Origin of the sequence: Mesorhizobium sp. M0898 (assembly GCF_040319695.1) — a bacterium.
Lineage (GTDB): Bacteria > Pseudomonadota > Alphaproteobacteria > Rhizobiales > Rhizobiaceae > Mesorhizobium.
In genome coordinates this window covers 52,946-70,113 of record NZ_JAMYOE010000004.1, presented here as the reverse complement: position 1 = coordinate 70,113, position 17,168 = coordinate 52,946, and the positions used below count along the sequence as shown (strand labels likewise).

16 protein-coding genes are annotated in these 17,168 nt (G+C 65.2%); 9 read left to right on the top strand and 7 right to left on the bottom strand.

The genetic code is table 11. From position 1 onward, the window contains the following. Positions 1-113 precede the first annotated feature (113 nt). Positions 114-329 (bottom strand): DUF6356 family protein, encoded by a 216-nt coding sequence (locus tag NKH90_RS07685; RefSeq protein WP_352469961.1) that lies wholly within the window; start codon positions 327-329, stop codon positions 114-116. Between the two features lie 115 nt (positions 330-444). Between NKH90_RS07685 and NKH90_RS07680 the strand changes: the two genes are divergently transcribed. The 3 genes from NKH90_RS07680 (at position 445) to NKH90_RS07670 (ending at position 2,141) form a co-directional block, all read left to right on the top strand. Next, entirely contained in the window at positions 445-915 is a 471-nt protein-coding gene (locus tag NKH90_RS07680; protein ID WP_023676368.1) for an Lrp/AsnC family transcriptional regulator, read from the top strand. An 84-nt stretch (positions 916-999) separates the two neighbouring features. Then, a complete protein-coding gene (gene dut / locus NKH90_RS07675) occupies positions 1,000-1,485 on the top strand; it encodes a dUTP diphosphatase (protein ID WP_023717930.1) in 486 nt (161 codons plus the stop codon). Further along, complete coding sequence (locus tag NKH90_RS07670; protein ID WP_352818530.1) at positions 1,485-2,141, top strand: HAD family hydrolase; 657 nt, start codon at positions 1,485-1,487, stop codon at positions 2,139-2,141. The genes dut and NKH90_RS07670 overlap by 1 nt, the downstream gene beginning before the upstream one ends. Positions 2,142-2,174: 33 nt before the next feature. Here NKH90_RS07670 and NKH90_RS34795 read toward each other — a convergent pair whose 3' ends face one another. After that, the gene (locus tag NKH90_RS34795; RefSeq protein WP_502898806.1) at positions 2,175-2,708 is read right to left on the bottom strand and encodes a TetR/AcrR family transcriptional regulator; all 534 of its coding nucleotides are present in this window, start codon (positions 2,706-2,708) and stop codon (positions 2,175-2,177) included. 11 nt (positions 2,709-2,719) lie between these two features. On the opposite strand from NKH90_RS34795, the gene NKH90_RS07655 reads away from it, so the two are divergent. The 4 genes from NKH90_RS07655 to NKH90_RS07640 all read left to right on the top strand — a co-directional run bounded on the left by NKH90_RS07655 (position 2,720) and on the right by NKH90_RS07640 (position 5,899). Beyond that, the gene (locus NKH90_RS07655) at positions 2,720-3,070 is read left to right on the top strand and encodes an SRPBCC family protein (RefSeq protein ID WP_352818524.1); all 351 of its coding nucleotides are present in this window, start codon (positions 2,720-2,722) and stop codon (positions 3,068-3,070) included. A gap of 77 nt (positions 3,071-3,147) precedes the next feature. After that, the gene (locus NKH90_RS07650; protein WP_352818521.1) at positions 3,148-4,005 is read left to right on the top strand and encodes a hypothetical protein; all 858 of its coding nucleotides are present in this window, start codon (positions 3,148-3,150) and stop codon (positions 4,003-4,005) included. Between the two features lie 77 nt (positions 4,006-4,082). Further along, on the top strand, positions 4,083-4,886 hold the full coding sequence (locus tag NKH90_RS07645; RefSeq protein WP_352681377.1) for an isocitrate lyase/PEP mutase family protein: 804 nt from the start codon (positions 4,083-4,085) through the stop codon (positions 4,884-4,886). 14 nt (positions 4,887-4,900) lie between these two features. Then, complete coding sequence (locus tag NKH90_RS07640) at positions 4,901-5,899, top strand: proline racemase family protein (protein ID WP_352818517.1); 999 nt, start codon at positions 4,901-4,903, stop codon at positions 5,897-5,899. On the opposite strand, the gene NKH90_RS07635 is transcribed toward NKH90_RS07640, so the two are convergent. After that, complete coding sequence (locus NKH90_RS07635) at positions 5,896-6,591, bottom strand: sulfate transporter family protein (RefSeq protein WP_352818514.1); 696 nt, start codon at positions 6,589-6,591, stop codon at positions 5,896-5,898. The two genes, NKH90_RS07640 and NKH90_RS07635, sit on opposite strands and share 4 nt — an antisense overlap. 213 nt (positions 6,592-6,804) lie before the next feature. Between NKH90_RS07635 and NKH90_RS07630 the strand changes: the two genes are divergently transcribed. Next, positions 6,805-7,797, top strand: coding sequence for an adenosine kinase (locus NKH90_RS07630; RefSeq protein WP_352469968.1), 993 nt, complete (start codon positions 6,805-6,807; stop codon positions 7,795-7,797). A gap of 184 nt (positions 7,798-7,981) precedes the next feature. On the opposite strand, the gene NKH90_RS07625 is transcribed toward NKH90_RS07630, so the two are convergent. Beyond that, positions 7,982-10,261 carry an NADP-dependent malic enzyme gene (locus tag NKH90_RS07625; protein ID WP_023676376.1) on the bottom strand — a complete coding sequence of 760 codons (2,280 nt, stop codon included), beginning with the start codon at positions 10,259-10,261 and terminating at the stop codon, positions 7,982-7,984. Positions 10,262-10,464: 203 nt separating this feature from the next. Here NKH90_RS07625 and mutS point away from each other — a divergent pair, with 203 nt between their 5' ends. Next, the gene (gene mutS / locus NKH90_RS07620) at positions 10,465-13,155 is read left to right on the top strand and encodes a DNA mismatch repair protein MutS (RefSeq protein WP_352818788.1); all 2,691 of its coding nucleotides are present in this window, start codon (positions 10,465-10,467) and stop codon (positions 13,153-13,155) included. A 111-nt stretch (positions 13,156-13,266) separates the two neighbouring features. On the opposite strand, the gene NKH90_RS07615 is transcribed toward mutS, so the two are convergent. From NKH90_RS07615 to NKH90_RS07605, 3 genes are all read right to left on the bottom strand, one after another. Then, positions 13,267-14,112: an aldo/keto reductase gene (locus tag NKH90_RS07615; RefSeq protein ID WP_352818509.1), complete on the bottom strand. Its 846-nt coding sequence runs from the start codon at positions 14,110-14,112 to the stop codon at positions 13,267-13,269. A gap of 109 nt (positions 14,113-14,221) precedes the next feature. Then, a complete protein-coding gene (gene copM / locus NKH90_RS07610; protein WP_352818506.1) occupies positions 14,222-14,608 on the bottom strand; it encodes a CopM family metallochaperone in 387 nt (128 codons plus the stop codon). 43 nt (positions 14,609-14,651) lie between these two features. Further along, a complete protein-coding gene (locus tag NKH90_RS07605) occupies positions 14,652-17,156 on the bottom strand; it encodes a heavy metal translocating P-type ATPase (RefSeq protein ID WP_352818503.1) in 2,505 nt (834 codons plus the stop codon). Between the last annotated feature and the right edge of the window lie 12 nt (positions 17,157-17,168).

Genomic DNA, 17,168 nt, shown 5'->3' with positions numbered 1-17,168 from the left:
TACAAGCCTGGCTCGGCATTCGACGATGGCGGCGCTTGATCGGGATTGCGCTGCGGGGCCTGTTGAGGGTCGGCGCTGTCCAGCGGCCTCGCTGCGCTCGGTACCTCTGCGGCTTACCGTCCTCTGTTGTGCGTCCGCTCATAGAGCTCACGGATGATGCCGCTTGCCGTGGTCTCGAACAGAAACGGCAAGAAAGCATGAACGAGCGCGGCAAAGGCCGCCATGAACAATCGCGACGAGAACCATGCGGCGAAAGCCATATGGCCGAAATAACTCTCGCCGACCGCGGCCGGGTGAGAGGTGAAAAGTCTTGCGAGCCGTGCGGTCATGTCGATCCCTCCTGCCGGCATGAAGAGCCGGCGATGAGTATACTGGCATGGGTGTTCGGTTCATCGGTCTCAAATTGTCCTTGTGAAAGGCTGAATTTTGGGACAAACATCCCACATGGCGCCGGAAATAGACGAAATAGACCGGAGATTGCTGGCCGAGCTGCAACGCGACGGCACGCTGTCCGTCGACCAGCTCTCGGCAAGAATATCGCTGTCGCGCAATGCCTGCTGGCGCCGGGTGAAGCGGCTGGAGGAGGACGGCGTCATCACCGGCCGGGTGGCGCTGGTCGATGCCGACAAGCTTGGGCTCGGCCTTTCGGTGTTCATCCTGATCCGCACCTCCAACCACGATCCCGACTGGCTGCAAAGATTCCGGGCGGCGGTGACCGGCTTTGCCGAGATCACCGGCGCTTACCGCATGTCCGGCGATCTCGACTATGTCCTGCGCGCCCGCGTCGCCGATGTGAAGGCGTATGACCGGCTCTATCAACGGCTGATCGCCAAGGTGGCACTATCCGACGTTTCGGCCTCCTTCGTCATGGAGGAGATCAAGGAGACCACGGTCGTTCCGATGGAACTGCGCTGAGGCGGAACCGCACTGAAAGAAAGCCGTTGATAGCATTGCCGCCGAGTTGACTGAGCCGGCGTTCGCGACGATAGGATCAGCCTCATGCGCGCAGCACTTTATCCCACCTCCGTCATCGGTCCGGCTGTCGGCTTCGTCAGGCTGCCGCATGGCGAGGGCTTGCCGCTTCCGGCCTATGAAAGCTCGGGCGCCGCCGGCATGGACCTGCGCGCCGCCGTCCCGGACGACAGGCCGCTTTTGATCCTGCCGGGAAAGCGCGCGCTGGTGCCGACCGGGCTGGTCCTGGAAATTCCGGAGGGCGTCGAAGGCCAGGTCCGGCCGCGTTCGGGCCTCGCCTTCAAGCACGGGCTCACCTGCCTCAACACGCCGGGCACCATCGACAGTGACTATCGCGGCGAGGTCAAGGTGCTGCTGATCAATCTCGGCGACGAGGATTTCGCGGTGACGCGGGGCATGCGGATCGCCCAGATCGTCTTCGCCCCGGTGACGCAGGCGACCGTCGAGGAGCGCACATTGGCTGGCGGCACAACGCGCGGCTCGGGCGGCTTCGGATCGACCGGCACGGCCTGATGAAAATACCCAAGCTCGTCATCTTCGATTGCGACGGGGTTCTGGTCGATACCGAGAACCTGGCCAATCGGCGCCTCGCCGAGTGGCTGACCGCGGCCGGCTTTCCGGCCAGCTTCGAATATTGCCGCAAGAATTTCTCCGGCCGCAGCATGGTCTCGGTGCAGAAGGAAGTCGAGGCGACCGGCGTCAGCCTCGGCGCCGATTTCGTCGAGCGCTGGAACGCCGGCCTGCCCGACCTGTTCGCGCATGGCGTCGAGGCCATCCCCTTCGTTCGCGAGTTCATCGAAACCGTGCACGCCGCCGGCATCGCCACCTGTGTCGCCTCGTCGGCACGGGTGTCCAAAATGCACATCACGCTCGGCCAGACCGGACTGCTGCCGCTGTTCGAGCATGCGCTGTTCAGCTCGACCATGGTCTCGCGCGGCAAGCCGTTCCCCGACCTCTTCCTGCATGCGGCAGCGACGATGGGCTTCGCGCCCGCCGACTGCATCGTCATCGAGGACAGCGTCGCCGGGACGACAGCCGGCATCGCCGCCGGCATGCGCGTCTATTCCTACCACGGCGACCCGCTTTCCGACCGCGACGGCCTGATCGGAGCCGGCGGCATCCTGTTCGACGACATGCGTGAACTGGCCGGGCTGGTGCCGATCCACTGATCGCCTATGCGCAGGCTGCACGCGCCCCCGGTCTCAGACCGGGCGCGGGCCTCCAAGTACTCGGTCGACGGTGTCGCGTATGAGACTGCGCAGATTGGCCGGCCTGTCGAGATGACTGACGACAAGGAGACCGTCCGCCGCCACCGTTAGCGCGTCTGCGGTGCGGTCCGGATCGCGATTTGCGTCAGCGATCAGCAAGTCCCTGAGGGTGCCCCACTTCCAGTGACGATGCTTATCGATTGCCTGGCGAACCGGGCTCCTCGGGTCGGGGTATTCGGCCGCGGCATTCTGGAACGGGCAGCCGCGGTAGCCCGGCTGATCCGCCGCGTCGGCGATGAGATCGAATATGGCGGGGATCATCTGGCGAGGTGGCCGCCGGCCAAGGCTCGCGATTGCCGCCCGTCCTCCCTTGCTGAGCTCCTCGATATAGGCGCGGACGAGATCGTCCTTGGCCGCGAAGTGATGATAGAACGTCGCCTTGGCAACGCCGGCCTCGGCGATGATGCGGTCGATGCCGACGGCACGGACCCCCTCCAGAGAAAACAGCGCGGTCGCCGTATCGACGATGCGGCGGCGCGGTGGGCGACTTCGCCGGCGGCGCCCAACGGATAGCCCCAGGCGTTTTCGTCGACTGCCGGGTGGATGAGGGCGACGTACGGGCCCTTACTTTCGCCGACGGCAAGATCGTGCGAGAGCGGCTCATCGCCCGCGACGAGCAGAGCCGGCGAATCGTGTGGGGATGGCTCGGCGATGAGGTCACCCACGATAATACCTCCATGCAGGTCTTTGCCGAGGGCGAGGGCCGGAGCCGCCTGGTCTGGATCCACGACACTCTGCCCGACGAACTCGGCGCGTGGCTCGCAGCCGCCATGGATCAGCTGGTGCCGGTTTTCCAGCAGACCCTGGCGAGCCAAGCCAAGCCAACATAGTGAGGCAACGCCAAGTGTTTCCTCTTGGTCGCAAAATGCTCTAGCTTGCGCGCGCCCGAGATAACGAGCGCGCGCGCATGACCTTCTCCCTGCTTCGTTTCATCTTTGCCTGCCTGCTGCTGCCCTGTCTTTGGACGACGGCCAGCGCGGAGGCCGTCAGTTTCCCGGAGCTCGGCAGCGCCGTCCCCGGCCACGGCGATGTCACCTATCTCGATCTCGCCAGGATGGTCATTCCCGATCTGGCGGCGGACAAGGACGGCTTTTTCCGAGGTTCGATGCCGATCGAGATGCGCCACATCGCTGGACCGGACTACGACGGCTCGCCGCCGGCGACGTCGGGTCTTTCCAGCGGTGACGTGCTCGACATCAAGACCGGCGGCAAGGACCGGCTGGCGATGCTGCTCGACCTCGGCGACTCGCCTGACAGCGCCGAGGGTTATGCCGTGCTGGCACTCTACGACATCACCGGCAAGCCGGCCTTGCTCGACGCGGTCAATGTTGCCGTCGACCGCAGCACCTACTTTCGCGATCCGGGCAAGCTGTCGATCGGGCCCGGCGATGACGCCATCATCAGCATGAGCATGCATTTCAATTCGAGCCAGGGCTATGGGATCACGCCGCTGGTCATGGTCCGCAACGACAGCTTCGAGCTGATCGACATGATCTATACATTCGACGAAAACCTCTGCACTCATAGGAGGACACAGAATGCGGCGTTCCAGGTGATCGCCGACGGCCAGCCCTATGCAGCCATCAAGGTCACGGTGACCGACGCGACGCTGCCGGGAGAAGAAAGCTGCGACGGCCAGCCGCCGCCAGAGGCGTCTTCGCGCGACATCTCCGTCACCTATCATTGGGACAAAAATGCTTCGCGCTATGTCAAGGATTCCGACGCGCTGGATCGATTGGCAGATGACAACGCCAAACGCTTCTGAGCCAACCGCATTTGTTTGCCCGGCGCCTGCCGCCGGGCTAGAATTTGCCTCACATTCTGCACTGGAGGGGAGCATCCATGGACAAGGGCAAGATTTTTCGCGACCTGCATGCCTCGATCTTCGTCATGGCCAATTCCTGGGACGTCGGCACGACCAAGCTTTTGGCGTCGTTCGGCTTCAAGGCGCTGGCCACGACCAGCGCCGGCTTTGCCTTTTCGCGCGGCCTGCCCGATGGCGCGGTGACGTTCGAGGCGATGATCCATCATTGCCGTGAAGTCTCGGCGGCGACCGGGCTGCCGGTTTCGGCCGATCTCGAAAAGGGCAAGGGCGACAGCGCAACAAGTGCCGGCGAGACCATCTTCGCCGCCGAGGCGGCTGGCCTCGCCGGCTGCTCGATCGAGGACCATACCGGTGAGCCCGACAAGCCGATCTATGATTTTGCGCATGCCGTCGAGCGCGTCGCGGCGGCGGCGGAAGCGGCACGGGCACTGAAACGCGATTTCGTTTTCACCGCGCGAGCCGAGAATTTCCTGTGGGGCAAGCCCGACCTCGACGATACGATCAAGCGGCTGCAGGCCTTCGAGAAGGCCGGCGCCGACGTGCTCTATGCACCGGGGCTGGACGACATCGAGATGGTGCGAACCGTCTGCTCGGCGCTGACCAAGCCGGTCAACGTCATGGCCAGGCCCGGCTTCACCATCGCCGACCTGGCCATGGCGGGGGTAAAGCGCGTCTCGCTCGGTCCGTGGCTGACCAATTTCGCCTTCGGCATGCTGGAGACCGCGGCGCGCGAGATCCAGCAGGATGGCACCTTCGGCTTCACCCGCGCCGCCATGCCGTTCGGCAAGCTGCAGGCGCTGTTTGCCAAACCTTCCGCCTAGGTCGGGCCCGGCAAATGACCCTCACGGTCGTGGACATGCACACCGGCGGCGAGCCGCTGCGGATCGTCACCGGCGGCTACCCCGATATTCCCAAGGGCACGATCCTCGAAAAGCGTGCCTATGTGCGCGACCATCTCGATCATCTCAGAAAGATCCTGATGTTCGAGCCGCGCGGCCATTACAACATGTATGGCGCGCTGCTGGTGGAGCCCGACCTGCCAGGCGCCGACCTCGCGGTGCTGTTCATGCACAATGACGGCTATTCGACGATGTGCGGCCACGCCATCGTCGCGCTCGGCCGCTACGCCGTCGACGAGCGGCTGGTGGCGCCACGCGAGCCGCTGACGACCGTCAATATCGAGGCGCCATGCGGGCTGATTTCGACTGCAGTCGAGGTAAGGGATGGCAAGGCCGGCGCGGTGTCCTTCGAAAGCGTGCCGGCGTTTCTGTTCGTCGGCGACCAGCGGATCGAGCTGCCGGGCTATGGTCCGGTCGGCTTCGACATCGCCTATGGCGGCGCCTTCTATGCAGTGGCCGACTGCCGCCAGTTCGGGCTGGAATTTGGCAGGAACCGCGTGCGCGATTTCGTCGATGCGGCGACCGCGCTGACCAATAAGCTCAAGGCCGAATTGCCGCTGTCGCATCCCGACCATGCCGATCTCGCCTTTCTCTACGGCACAATCCTGACCGACGGACAGGATGCGTTCTCCGATACGCCGACCAAAAACATCTGCGTTTTCGCCGAGGCCGAGGTCGACCGTTCGCCGACCGGCTCCGGCGTCACCGCGCGGCTGGCGGCCATGCACGCCAAGGGGCAGATCGAAATTGGCCGGACGCGGCTGTTCGAGAGCATTGCCGGCTCGCGCTTTTCCGGCGCGGTCGTACGCACGGCCACAGCCGGGCCGCATGACGCCATCATCGCCCGCGTCGGCGGCCGCGCCTATTACTCAGGCCGAGCCGAATTCATAGTCGAGGACGATGATGAACTGGGGCGCGGCTTTCTGCTGCGCTAGCTCCCTTCCCGTGCCGAGATCGCCTTGTGCAGATGCACCATCATGGCGGCGGCGAACAGTGGCGTCAGAAGGTTGAGCAGCGGCACGGCGAGGAAAGCGGCGACCACCAGCCCGGCCAGGAACACGGTGATCGAGTGCTTTCTGCGCAACGCCCGTGCCTCGGCCTCCGGGCGAAAGCGCATGGCGGCGAACTCGAAGAACTCGCGCCCGAGCAGATAGCCGTTGACGACGAAAAAGGCGGCGATGTTGATGCCCGGCACCAGCAGAAGCAGCAGGGCGACGATGTTGCCGAGGATGACGACGCCGAAAAACCGGATCGCCAGCACCAGCGAGCGCAACGCCGGCACGGCGCGGCCGGGCGGGTCGTTTGGATAATCGGTGCGCTCGACCACTTCGGCGACGTCGTCGAGGAACAGGCCGGCGATGATCGCCGTCACCGGCGCGATGAGCAGCGCCAAGCCCAGCGCAAGGCCGACGCCGGCGACGACGGCGCCCAGCCACCCGGCCCAGGAGGGTGGGGCGGGCAGCCATGCATCGATCCACGGCCAGGCCAGCAATTCGAACAGGCTCTTGATCCCGAACCAAAGCGCCGCCAGCGCCAGCAAGGTCAGCCCCAGCGTCTTCAGGAACACGGAACGGAATTCGGGCGAGAACAGCCGGCTCAAGGCGGCACGGGCGGCGTCGAGGATCACGGCGTTTCCAATTCCATGTCAAACGAGGCCATGGGCGATATTTCGGGATAGGCGGAGACAGGTCGCGAGACAAGCGCAAACCGCGCGATACGAAGCATGCGCTCTGCCCGGATTTATAACTCGCGGCCTAGGCAAAGCCGCATCAAACCGCTAGACCCGCCCGCGCCCGGCGTGGCAGAAAGCCGGTGGGTTTTTTGGCGGAGACATGAATTGATGCCGGACTATGACGTGCTTTGTATCGGGAATGCCATCGTCGACATCATCGCCCAGTGCGACGAGGCGTTCCTGGAGACCAACGGCATCATCAAGGGCGCGATGAATTTGATCGACACGAGGCGCGCCGAACTGCTCTACAGCCGCATGGGCCCGGCCATTGAAGCCTCGGGCGGCAGCGCCGGCAACACGGCGGCGGGCGTCGCCTCCTTCGGCGGTCGCGCCGCTTTCTTCGGCAAGGTCTCCAACGACGCGCTCGGCGAAATCTACGCGCATGACATCCATGCCCAGGGTGTCGCCTTCGACACCAGGCCGCTTAACGGCGAACCGCCGACAGCGCGCTCGATGATCTTCGTCACGCCGGACGGCGAGCGCTCGATGAACACCTATCTCGGCGCCTGCGTCGAGCTCGGCCCGGAGGACGTCGAGGCCGACAAGGCGTCGGGCGCGGCCGTCACCTATTTCGAGGGCTATCTGTGGGACCCGCCGCGCGCCAAGGAGGCGATCAGGCAGACGGCTAAGCTCGCCCACGCCGCCGGGCGCGAAGTGTCGATGACATTGTCGGACTCGTTCTGCGTCGATCGCTACCGCGACGAATTCCTCGATCTGATGCGCTCCGGCACCGTCGATATCGTCTTTGCCAACAGCCACGAGATCAAGTCGCTCTACCAGACCGCTTCATTCGACGAGGCGCTGGCGCGGATCCGCAGGGACTGCAAGATCGCCGCCGTCACCCGCTCGGAAAAGGGCTCGGTGATCGTGCGCGGCGACGAGACCGTGACCATCAATGCGACCAGGATCCGCGAGCTGGTCGACACGACAGGCGCCGGCGACCTCTATGCCGCCGGCTTCCTCTACGGCTACACGCAAGGCCGCAGCCTCAAGGATTGCGGCGATCTCGGCTCGCTAGCGGCCGGGCTGGTCATCCAGCAGATCGGCCCAAGGCCACGCCAGAATTTGCGCAGAGAGGCCGAGCAGGCGGGGCTGCTGTAGCGGCATCTCTTCCTTCTCCCCCTGTGGGAGAAGGTGGATCGGCGCGCAGCGCCGAGACGGTTGAGGGGTGCTGGACGGAGTGCTGCCGGTGCCAAGCTGGAACACCGCTCATCCGACCGAGCTTCGCTCGGCCACCTTCTCCCACAGGGGGAGAAGGGAGAGGCGCTGCTGCTGCCCCCGCTCGTCAAGCTCCTGCGCTATACGCCGCAATCGCTGCCATGTTGACGATGTCCGAATCCTTGGCATTGAGCGAGACGATCTGGACCGGCTTGTTCAGGCCGACCAGCAGCGGGCCGATGACGGTCGAGCCGCCGAGCTCCTGCAGCATCTTGGTCGAGATCGAGGCCGAGTGGAAGGCCGGCATGACCAGCACGTTGGCCGGGCCGGTCAGCCTGATGAACGGGTACTGCGCCATGGCGCGGGCGTTGAGCGCCACGTCAGCGGCCATCTCGCCGTCATACTCGAAATCGACGCGGCGCTTGTCGAGGATGCGCACCGCTTCCTGGACGCGCTCGGAGCGCTCGCCCTGCGGATGGCCGAAGGTTGAATAGGCGAGCATGGCGAGCCTCGGCTCGTAGCCCATGCGGCGGGCGAAACCGGCGGCCTCCTCGGCGATGTCGGCGATCTCGACGGCATCCGGCATGTCGTGCACCGCGGTGTCGGCAACGAGGACGGTGCGACCCCGCGCGAGCACGATCGACACGCCGATGACGCAATGGCCGGGCCTTGCGTCGATGACGCGGCGGATGTCGTCGAGCGCCGTCGAATAGTTACGGGTAACGCCGGTGACGATGCCGTCGGCATCGCCCAGCGCCACCATGCAGGCGGCGAAATGGTTGCGGTCGTTGTTGATCAGCCGCTGGCAGTCGCGGAACAGGAAGCCTTTGCGCTGCATGCGCTCGTAGAGATAGTCGGTGTAGACGGAGTTGCGCCGCGACAGCCGCGCATTGATGATCTCGATGCCTTGCTTGCCGAGGTCGATGCCGGCGTTCCTGGCGTTTTCCTTGATGATGTCGTCGCGGCCGAGCAGGATGGCGGTGCCGAGTCGCTGGTTCACATAGGAGACGGCGGCGCGCATCACCTGCTCCTCCTCGCCCTCGGCAAAGACGATGCGCTTGGGCTGGCGGCGCACCCGGTCGTAGATGCGCTGCAGCGTCGATGCGATCGGGTCGCGGCGGGCGGAAAGCTCCTGCGCGTAGCGGTCGAGATCGAGGATCGGCTTGCGCGCGACGCCGGAGTCCATCGCCGCTTTGGCCACCGCAATCGGAATGGCCGAGATCAGGCGCGGGTCGAACGGCACCGGGATGATGTAGTTGGGGCCGAATTTCGGCCGCATGCCCTGATAGGCGGCGGCGACGTCGTCGGGCACGTCCTGGCGCGCCAGTTCGGCGAGCGCTTTGGCCGCGGCGATCTTCATGTCGTCGTTGATGGTGGTCGCCCGCACATCCAGCGCGCCGCGGAAGATGTAGGGGAAGCCAAGCACATTGTTGACCTGGTTGGGATAGTCGGACCGTCCCGTCGCCATGATGGCGTCGGTGCGGATCTCGGCGACTTCCTCCGGCGTGATCTCGGGGTCGGGATTGGCCATAGCGAAGATGATCGGGTTCTTGGCCATCGACTGCACCATTTTGGTGGTCAGCGTGCCTTTGGCCGAGAGGCCGAGGAACACGTCGGCGCCGTCCAGCGCCTCGGCCAGCGAGCGCGCGCCGGTTTTCACGGCGTGCGCCGATTTCCACTGGTTCATGCCTTCGGTGCGGCCCTGGAAGACGACGCCCTTGGTGTCGCAAAGGATGATATTCTCAGGCGCAAAGCCCATCGCCTTCATCAATTCGATGCAGGCGATGCCGGCAGCACCGGCGCCGTTGCAGACCATTTTCGTGGTCTTCATGTCGCGGCCGGTGATTTCCAGCGCGTTGATCAGGCCGGCGGCCGAGATGATGGCGGTGCCGTGCTGGTCGTCATGGAAGACCGGGATGTCCATCAGCTCGCGCAGCCGCTGCTCGATGATGAAGCACTCCGGCGCCTTGATGTCCTCGAGGTTGATGCCGCCGAAGGAGGGGCCGAGAAAGCGCACGCAGTTGATGAATTCGTCGGCATCCTCGGTATCGACCTCGAGGTCGATGGAATCGACATCGGCGAAGCGCTTGAACAGCACCGCCTTGCCTTCCATTACCGGCTTCGAGGCCAGCGCGCCGAGATTGCCGAGGCCGAGGATGGCGGTGCCGTTGGAGATGACGGCGACCATGTTGCCGCGAACCGTGTAGTCGAAGGCGCGGCTCGGGTCCTCGGCGATGGCGAGAACCGGCACAGCGACGCCCGGCGAATAGGCAAGGCTGAGATCGCGCTGCGTCGCCATTGGTTTTGTGGCTACGATCTCCAGCTTGCCGGGGCGGCCCATAGCATGGAATTCCAATGCCTCCTGGGCGCTGACGGAGGGCCCGTTGCTTTCGGTTTTCTTGGCCATGGTACTTTCGGTTTCCTCGCCCGTACGGCACCGCTTGAGATGGGTGCGCATGCTTTCTTTTGTGGAAGGTTCGGGATTAAGGCTACACTTCGCCGCTGTAAACCGCCAAGCATGGCTTGCAAAATTTTGGAAGCAGCTTCTTGAACGACGAGACGCCCATTCGAAGCGACAACGCCACGCCGGCCTTCGCGCCGGCGACGCCGATGATGGAGCAGTATATCGAGATCAAGGCGGCGAACCCGGATTCGCTGCTGTTCTACCGCATGGGCGATTTCTACGAGCTGTTCTTCGACGACGCCGAGAAGGCAAGCCGGGCGCTCGGCATCGTGCTGACCAAGCGCGGCAAGCATCAGGGGCTCGACATCCCGATGTGCGGCGTGCCGGTGCATGCCGCCGACGATTATCTGCAGAAGCTGATCGGCCAGGGGTTCCGCGTCGCCGTCTGCGAGCAGATCGAGGATCCGGCCGAGGCGAAGAAGCGCGGCGGCAAATCGGTGGTGCGCCGCGACGTGGTGCGGCTGGTCACCCCAGGCACCATCACCGAGGACAAGTTGCTGGCGCCGTCGGAATCGAGTTTTCTGATGGCGCTGGGACGGGTCAAGGGCGGCAGCAGCGATACAAGAGGCGGGGAGCGCGGCAGCGCGACAGGGAACCAAGGAAGTTTCGCCTTGGCCTGGATCGAGATCTCGACCGGTGTCTTCCGCGTCGCCGAGACCACCGCCGACCGGCTGCTCGCCGACGTCTTCCGCGTCGATCCGCGCGAGCTGATCGTCGCCGAGCCGGTGTTTTACGACCCGGAGCTGAAACCGGTGTTCGACGTGCTCGGCCGCGTCGCCAGCCCGCAGCCGCCGTCGCTGTTCGATTCGGCTTCGGCCGCCGGCCGCATCGCCCGCTTCTTCGAGGTGGCAACGCCGGACAGTTTCGGCACGTTTTCGCGCGCCGAACTGTCGGCGATCTCAGGCGTCATCGCCTATGTCGAGAAGACGCAGAAGGCCGAGCGGCCGCCGCTGTCGCGGCCGCAGCGCGAGGAGCAGGGTTCGACGCTGTTCATCGACCCGGCGACGCGCGCCAATCTGGAGCTGCTGCGCACGCTGTCCGGCAGCCGCGACGGATCGCTGTTCAAGGCGATCGACCGCACGGTGACCGGCGGCGGTGCAAGGCTGCTCGCCGACCGGCTGATGGCGCCGCTGACCGATCCGGCGGCAATCGCTGCAAGGCTGGACTCGGTGTCGTTCTTCCGCTCCGAAACGCGCCTTTGCCAGGCGGTGCGGGCAAGCCTGAAGAGCGTTGCCGACATGCCGCGCGCGCTGTCCAGGCTGGCGCTCAACCGCAGCGGCCCGCGCGACCTCGGCGCGCTGCGCGCCGGTTTCGAAGCGGCCGGCGCCATCGCCGAACTGTTCGGCCAAACCGCCTTGCCGGGCGAACTGGCCGCGGCGTTGGGAGCTATCAAGGCGCTGCCCAATGAACTGGCGACGCATCTGGCGCAGGCGCTCAGCGACGAGCTGCCTTTGCTCAAGCGCGACGGCGGCTTTGTCCGTTCCGGCTACCATGCCGAACTCGACGAGATGCGGGCGCTGCGCGACGAGTCACGAAAGGTGATCGCCGGGCTGGAGCGCTCGCTGATCGACGAGACCGGCATCCGCTCGCTGAAGATCAGGCACAACAATGTGCTCGGCTACTATATCGAGGTCACCGCCAATCATCATGCGCTGATGACCGGCAGCGACGGCGCCAAGGCGCGCTTCATCCATCGCCAGACCATGGCCAACGCCATGCGCTTCACCACCACGGAACTCGCCGAACTGGAAACCAAGATCGCCAACGCCGCCGACCGGGCGCTGGCGATCGAGCTTGCCGCTTTCGAGGCGCTGACGGCGGAAGTGGTCGGCCAGGCCGACACGATCCGTGCCGGTGCCGAAGCGCTCGCCGTGCTCGACGTTTCGGCCGCACTTGCCTTGCTTTCCGAGAGCGAGGCCTGGTGCCGGCCGCTGGTCGATGCGAGCCTTGCCTTCGAGATTGCGGGCGGACGCCACCCGGTGGTCGAACAGGCGCTGCGGCGTTCCGGCGAAGGTCCGTTCGTCGCCAATGATTGCGACCTGTCGCCGCAAGGCGATGCCAAGGCCGGCGCGATCTGGCTGCTGACCGGCCCCAATATGGGCGGCAAATCGACCTTCCTCAGGCAAAACGCGCTGATCGCCATCCTCGCCCAGACCGGCTCCTTCGTGCCTGCGGCATCAGCCCATATCGGCGTCGTCGACCGGCTGTTTTCGCGGGTCGGCGCCTCCGACGATCTGGCGCGCGGCCGCTCCACCTTCATGGTCGAGATGGTCGAGACGGCGGCGATCCTCAACCAGGCCGGCGAGCGCGCACTGGTCATCCTCGACGAGATCGGCCGCGGCACCGCCACTTTCGACGGCCTGTCGATCGCCTGGGCGGCGGTCGAATATCTGCACGAGAAGAACCGCTGCCGGGCGATCTTCGCCACGCATTTCCACGAGATGACGGCGCTGGCCGGAAAACTGCCGCGGCTCTCCAACGTCACCATGCGGGTCAAGGAATGGGAGGGCGACGTGGTCTTCCTGCACGAGGTCGGCAAGGGTGCGGCCGACCGTTCCTACGGCGTCCAGGTAGCGCGGCTGGCCGGCCTGCCAGAGGCCGTCGTCGGCCGGGCCAAGGAAGTGCTGCACCAGCTTGAAGCCGGCGAGGTCTCGGGCAAGGCCAACCGTCTGGTCGACGACCTGCCGCTGTTTTCCGTGGCGGCGAAGCGGGAAGCGTCGAAGCCGGCGAAGAGTGATGGGCTGGGTTTGGCGCTAGCGGAGATCAATCCCGACGAGACGACGCCCAGGGAAGCGCTGGAGGCGCTGTACCGGCTGAAGGGGATGGCTGGGAAGTAGTGCTCGTCCGATAGCGCTCTACGGCACCCCCCCTCTGTCCTGCCGGACTGTCCGGCAGGACAGAGGGGGGTGTGACGGAACGCTGCTTTGGCTTGCCTTCCGCCCCACCCCTCAAATCATCGCCAAGCCGGACTTCCGCCTCGGTGGTGGGAAGGCGTGGTCAATTTCGGCGAAATCTTCGCTCGTGAGCTCGATCTCCAACGCCGCGACATTCTGCCGGATATGCTCCGGGCGGCTGGCCTTCGGAATGGCAATCACCCCGTCCTGCGCCATCACCCAGGCAAGAGCGATCTGCGCCGGCGTCGCACTGTGGCGGGCGGCGATGGCATCTAACCTGGCGTTGCGCGCCAATACCCCCTGATCGACCGGCGAATAGGCCATCAGCGGCATGCCGCGTTGCCGGCTCCACGGGGCGAGGTCGAACTCGACGCCGCGCTGCGACAGATTGTAGAGCACCTGGTTGGTCTGGACGTTGCCGCCGGCCGGCAACCGAACCAGCTCTTCCATCTCATCGGTATCGAAATTGCTGACGCCCCAATGGCGGATCTTGCCGGCCGCCTTCAACGCTTCGAACGCCTCTACCGTTTCCATCAAAGGCACACTGCCCGGCCAATGCAGCAGATAAAGATCGATGCGGTCGGTGGCGAGATGCCTCAGGCTGTTCTCGCATGCCCGTTTCACGCCGGCGCGCGAGGCATTGAACGGCAGCACTTTGGAGACCAGGAAAACCTCGTCGCGGCGACCGGCGAGGGCCTCCGCCACCACCTCCTCGGCACCGCCGCTGGCATACATTTCGGCGGTGTCGATCAGCGTCATGCCGAGATCCAGCCCGAGCTTCAGGGCATTGGCCTCGTCGCCACGGCGGCGGCCGTCTTCGCCCATATTCCAGGTGCCCTGGCCGAGCACCGGCACGGCTTCGCCGCAGGGCAGGGTGGTCGTTCTTATCGTCGACGGCATGGCATGCTCCAGTCCGAGGCCCGGATAGCACCATAGCCGCCAAGGGAAATCCAGGTGAAGCAGAAATCCAGGTGAAGCCTCTCGCCCGGATTCCCCGACAGCGTGACGCCTACTTCACCGGATGGGCGGCAAGCCAGTCCTGCATCTGCTTGATTTCGGCCTGCTGCGCGGCGATCACTGCTTCGGCCAGCTTGCGGATTTCCGGATCCTTGCCATTGGCGAGCTCAACCTTGGCCATGTCGATGGCCGCCTGGTGATGCGGGATCATGCCGCGAGCGAAATCGACGTCGGCATTGCCGGAATATTCGATTGCCATCATGTCGGCGTGCATCTTGTCCATCGCCGCCTTGTAGCCGTCGGTCGAAGGGCCCTGCGCGCCCATTGCGCCCATGTCGTGTTTCATCTCCTCGGCTTGCGCCGGAACGCTTTCGAGGAAAACGGCAAGCAGCATTCCCGCCGCCATCATCAGCAGCACGATCTTCTTGGCTAAGGTCATTCATCGTCTCCTTTTTTGAACAGGGTCTATCTGGGCAGTCGACTCAAAGTTTCAACGTCCTGAGCCGCAACGCGTTGGAGATCACCGAAACCGACGATAGGCTCATCGCCGCCGCCGCAATCATCGGCGACAACAGCGTGCCGGTGAGCGGATAGAGCACGCCGGCGGCGACCGGCACGCCAAGCACGTTGTAGAGGAAAGCGAAAAACAGGTTCTGGCGGATGTTGCGGATCGTGCCCTGGGCAAGCGTGCGGGCTCGGACGATGCCGTTGAGATCGCCCTTGACCAGCGTGATCCCTGCACTCTCGACCGCGACATCGGCGCCGGTGCCCATGGCGATGCCGACATCGGCGGCGGCGAGTGCGGGCGCATCGTTGACGCCGTCGCCGGCCATGGCGACGCCGGCACCGCCGGCACGCAATTCCTCGACCAGCGCGTTCTTCTGTTCGGGCAAAAGTCCGGCACGCACCGCGTCGATGCCGAGCTTGGCTGCGATGGCCTTGGCGGTGCGCTCGTTGTCGCCGGTCGCCATGACGATCTTCAGCCCGCTGTCATGCAGCGCCTTGATCGCCTCGGCGGTGGTCGCCTTGATCGGGTCGGCAACGGCGACGAGGCCGGCGAGCCGGTTGCCGACAGCAACGAACATCGCGGTCTTGCCGTCGGCCTGCAGCGCCTCGGCGCTGGCCTGGACCGATGTGCTGTCGATGCCGAGATCGGCCATCATCGCAGCATTTCCGAGCGCCACCTTCTGTCCCGAAACCGTGCCGGAAACACCCTTGCCGGTGACGGCCTCGAAACCGCCGGCATCCGGGATATTCACGCCGCGTTCGCGGGCGCCGTCGACGATCGCCTCGGCCAGCGGATGCTCCGAGCCTTTTTCGAGACCGGCGGCGAGCGCCAGCAGCTCGTCCTGCGCCATGCCTTCGACGGCAACGACATCGGTCAGTCGCGGCCGGCCTTCGGTCAGCGTTCCCGTCTTGTCGACGATCAGCGTATCGACCGAGGCGAAGCGCTCGAGCGCCGCCGCTTCCTTGATCAGCACGCCGGCATGCGCGCCGCGCCCGGTGGCGGTCATGATCGACATTGGCGTGGCAAGGCCGAGCGCGCACGGACAGGCGATGATCAGCACCGAGACCGCCGAGACGATGGCAAACACCAGGCTGGGTTCCGGTCCGACGATCGCCCAGGCGACGAACGCAATGATCGCGACCAGAACGACGGCCGGGACGAAGTAGAACGAGACGCGGTCGGCCAACCCCTGAATCGGCGCGCGCGAACGCTGCGCCTTGGCGACCAGCTCGACGATGCGCGCCAGCGTCGTCTCGGCGCCAATCTTTTCGGCGCGCATGATCAGCGAGCCGTTCTTGTTGAGCGTGCCGCCGGTGAGGTTGTCGCCTTCGGTCTTTTCGACCGGCAGCGGCTCGCCTGTGATCATCGATTCATCGATGGAAGAGCGTCCTTCGAGCACAATGCCGTCGACCGGCACGGCCTCACCGGGGCGGATGCGCAGGCGGTCGCCGGCCTTGACCGTATCGAGCGGCACGTCGTTTTCGGAACCGTCCGCGCCGATCAGCCGCGCCGTCTTCGGCGCCAGGTCGAGCAGCGCACGGATCGCCGAACCGGTTTTCTCGCGGGCACGCAATTCCAGCACCTGGCCGAGGAACACCAGCGCGACGATTACCGCCGCCGCCTCGAAATAGACCGGCACGGTGTCGTCATGGCCGCGGAACTGGTGCGGAAAGAGGCCCGGAAACAGCGTGGCGACGACGCTGTAGAGATAGGCGGCACCGACGCCGAGCGAAATCAGCGTCCACATATTGGGGCTGCGGTTGAGCACCGAGTCCCAGCCGCGGTGGAAGAACGGGAATGCCGCCCACAGCACCACCGGGCTGGCCAGCGCCAGCTCCAGCCAGACCTTCGCCCGCTCGTCGATAAAGGCCTGAAACGTCAGGCCGAGCATCGGCGCCATGGCGATGAGCAGCAACGGCACGGACAGCACCGCGCTCACCCAAAAGCGCCTGGTGAAGTCGACCAGTTCCGGGTTAGGCCCCTCGTCGCCGGTCGGCACGCCCATCGGCTCCAGCGCCATGCCGCAGATCGGGCAGGAGCCGGGCTTGTCGCGGATGATTTCCGGATGCATCGGGCAGGTGTATTGCGTGCCTTTCGGCATCGGCTGCGGCGCCGGCCTGTCGCCGAGATATTTTGCCGGCTCGGCCTCGAACTTCGCCTTGCAGCCGGCCGAGCAGAAATAGAAGCCCCGGCCCTCGTGCCGCAAAAAGTGCTTGGCCGTGGCGCGATCGACGCTCATGCCGCAGACGGGATCGGTTGCGGTCAGGTATTTTTCCGGCTCGGCGACGAATTTCGCGCGGCAGCTCTCGCTGCAGAAATGATAGCGATGGCCGTCATGCTCGGCCGTCGGCTTGCCGACAGCCGGATCGACGGTCATGCCGCAGACCGGATCGCGGACGACGGCGTCCGCAGCAGAGGGTGCGCCTTTTGCCGAGCAGCAGCTGCCATGGGCGTGATGATGGTGATCGGAATGCGTCATGCCGAAAGCCCC

Excerpts from the sequence above, each read along its gene's own strand:
- NKH90_RS07685 (WP_352469961.1), bottom strand. The coding sequence starts at position 329 with ATGACCGCACGGCTCGCAAGACTTTTCACCTCTCACCCGGCCGCGGTC.
- NKH90_RS07680 (WP_023676368.1), top strand. The coding sequence starts at position 445 with ATGGCGCCGGAAATAGACGAAATAGACCGGAGATTGCTGGCCGAGCTG.
- dut (WP_023717930.1), top strand. The coding sequence starts at position 1,000 with ATGCGCGCAGCACTTTATCCCACCTCCGTCATCGGTCCGGCTGTCGGC.
- NKH90_RS07670 (WP_352818530.1), top strand. The coding sequence starts at position 1,485 with ATGAAAATACCCAAGCTCGTCATCTTCGATTGCGACGGGGTTCTGGTC.
- NKH90_RS07650 (WP_352818521.1), top strand. The coding sequence starts at position 3,148 with ATGACCTTCTCCCTGCTTCGTTTCATCTTTGCCTGCCTGCTGCTGCCC.
- NKH90_RS07645 (WP_352681377.1), top strand. The coding sequence starts at position 4,083 with ATGGACAAGGGCAAGATTTTTCGCGACCTGCATGCCTCGATCTTCGTC.
- NKH90_RS07640 (WP_352818517.1), top strand. The coding sequence starts at position 4,901 with ATGACCCTCACGGTCGTGGACATGCACACCGGCGGCGAGCCGCTGCGG.
- NKH90_RS07630 (WP_352469968.1), top strand. The coding sequence starts at position 6,805 with ATGCCGGACTATGACGTGCTTTGTATCGGGAATGCCATCGTCGACATC.
- NKH90_RS07625 (WP_023676376.1), bottom strand. The coding sequence starts at position 10,261 with ATGGCCAAGAAAACCGAAAGCAACGGGCCCTCCGTCAGCGCCCAGGAG.
- mutS (WP_352818788.1), top strand. The coding sequence starts at position 10,465 with ATGATGGAGCAGTATATCGAGATCAAGGCGGCGAACCCGGATTCGCTG.
- NKH90_RS07615 (WP_352818509.1), bottom strand. The coding sequence starts at position 14,112 with ATGCCGTCGACGATAAGAACGACCACCCTGCCCTGCGGCGAAGCCGTG.
- copM (WP_352818506.1), bottom strand. The coding sequence starts at position 14,608 with ATGACCTTAGCCAAGAAGATCGTGCTGCTGATGATGGCGGCGGGAATG.
- NKH90_RS07605 (WP_352818503.1), bottom strand. The coding sequence starts at position 17,156 with ATGACGCATTCCGATCACCATCATCACGCCCATGGCAGCTGCTGCTCG.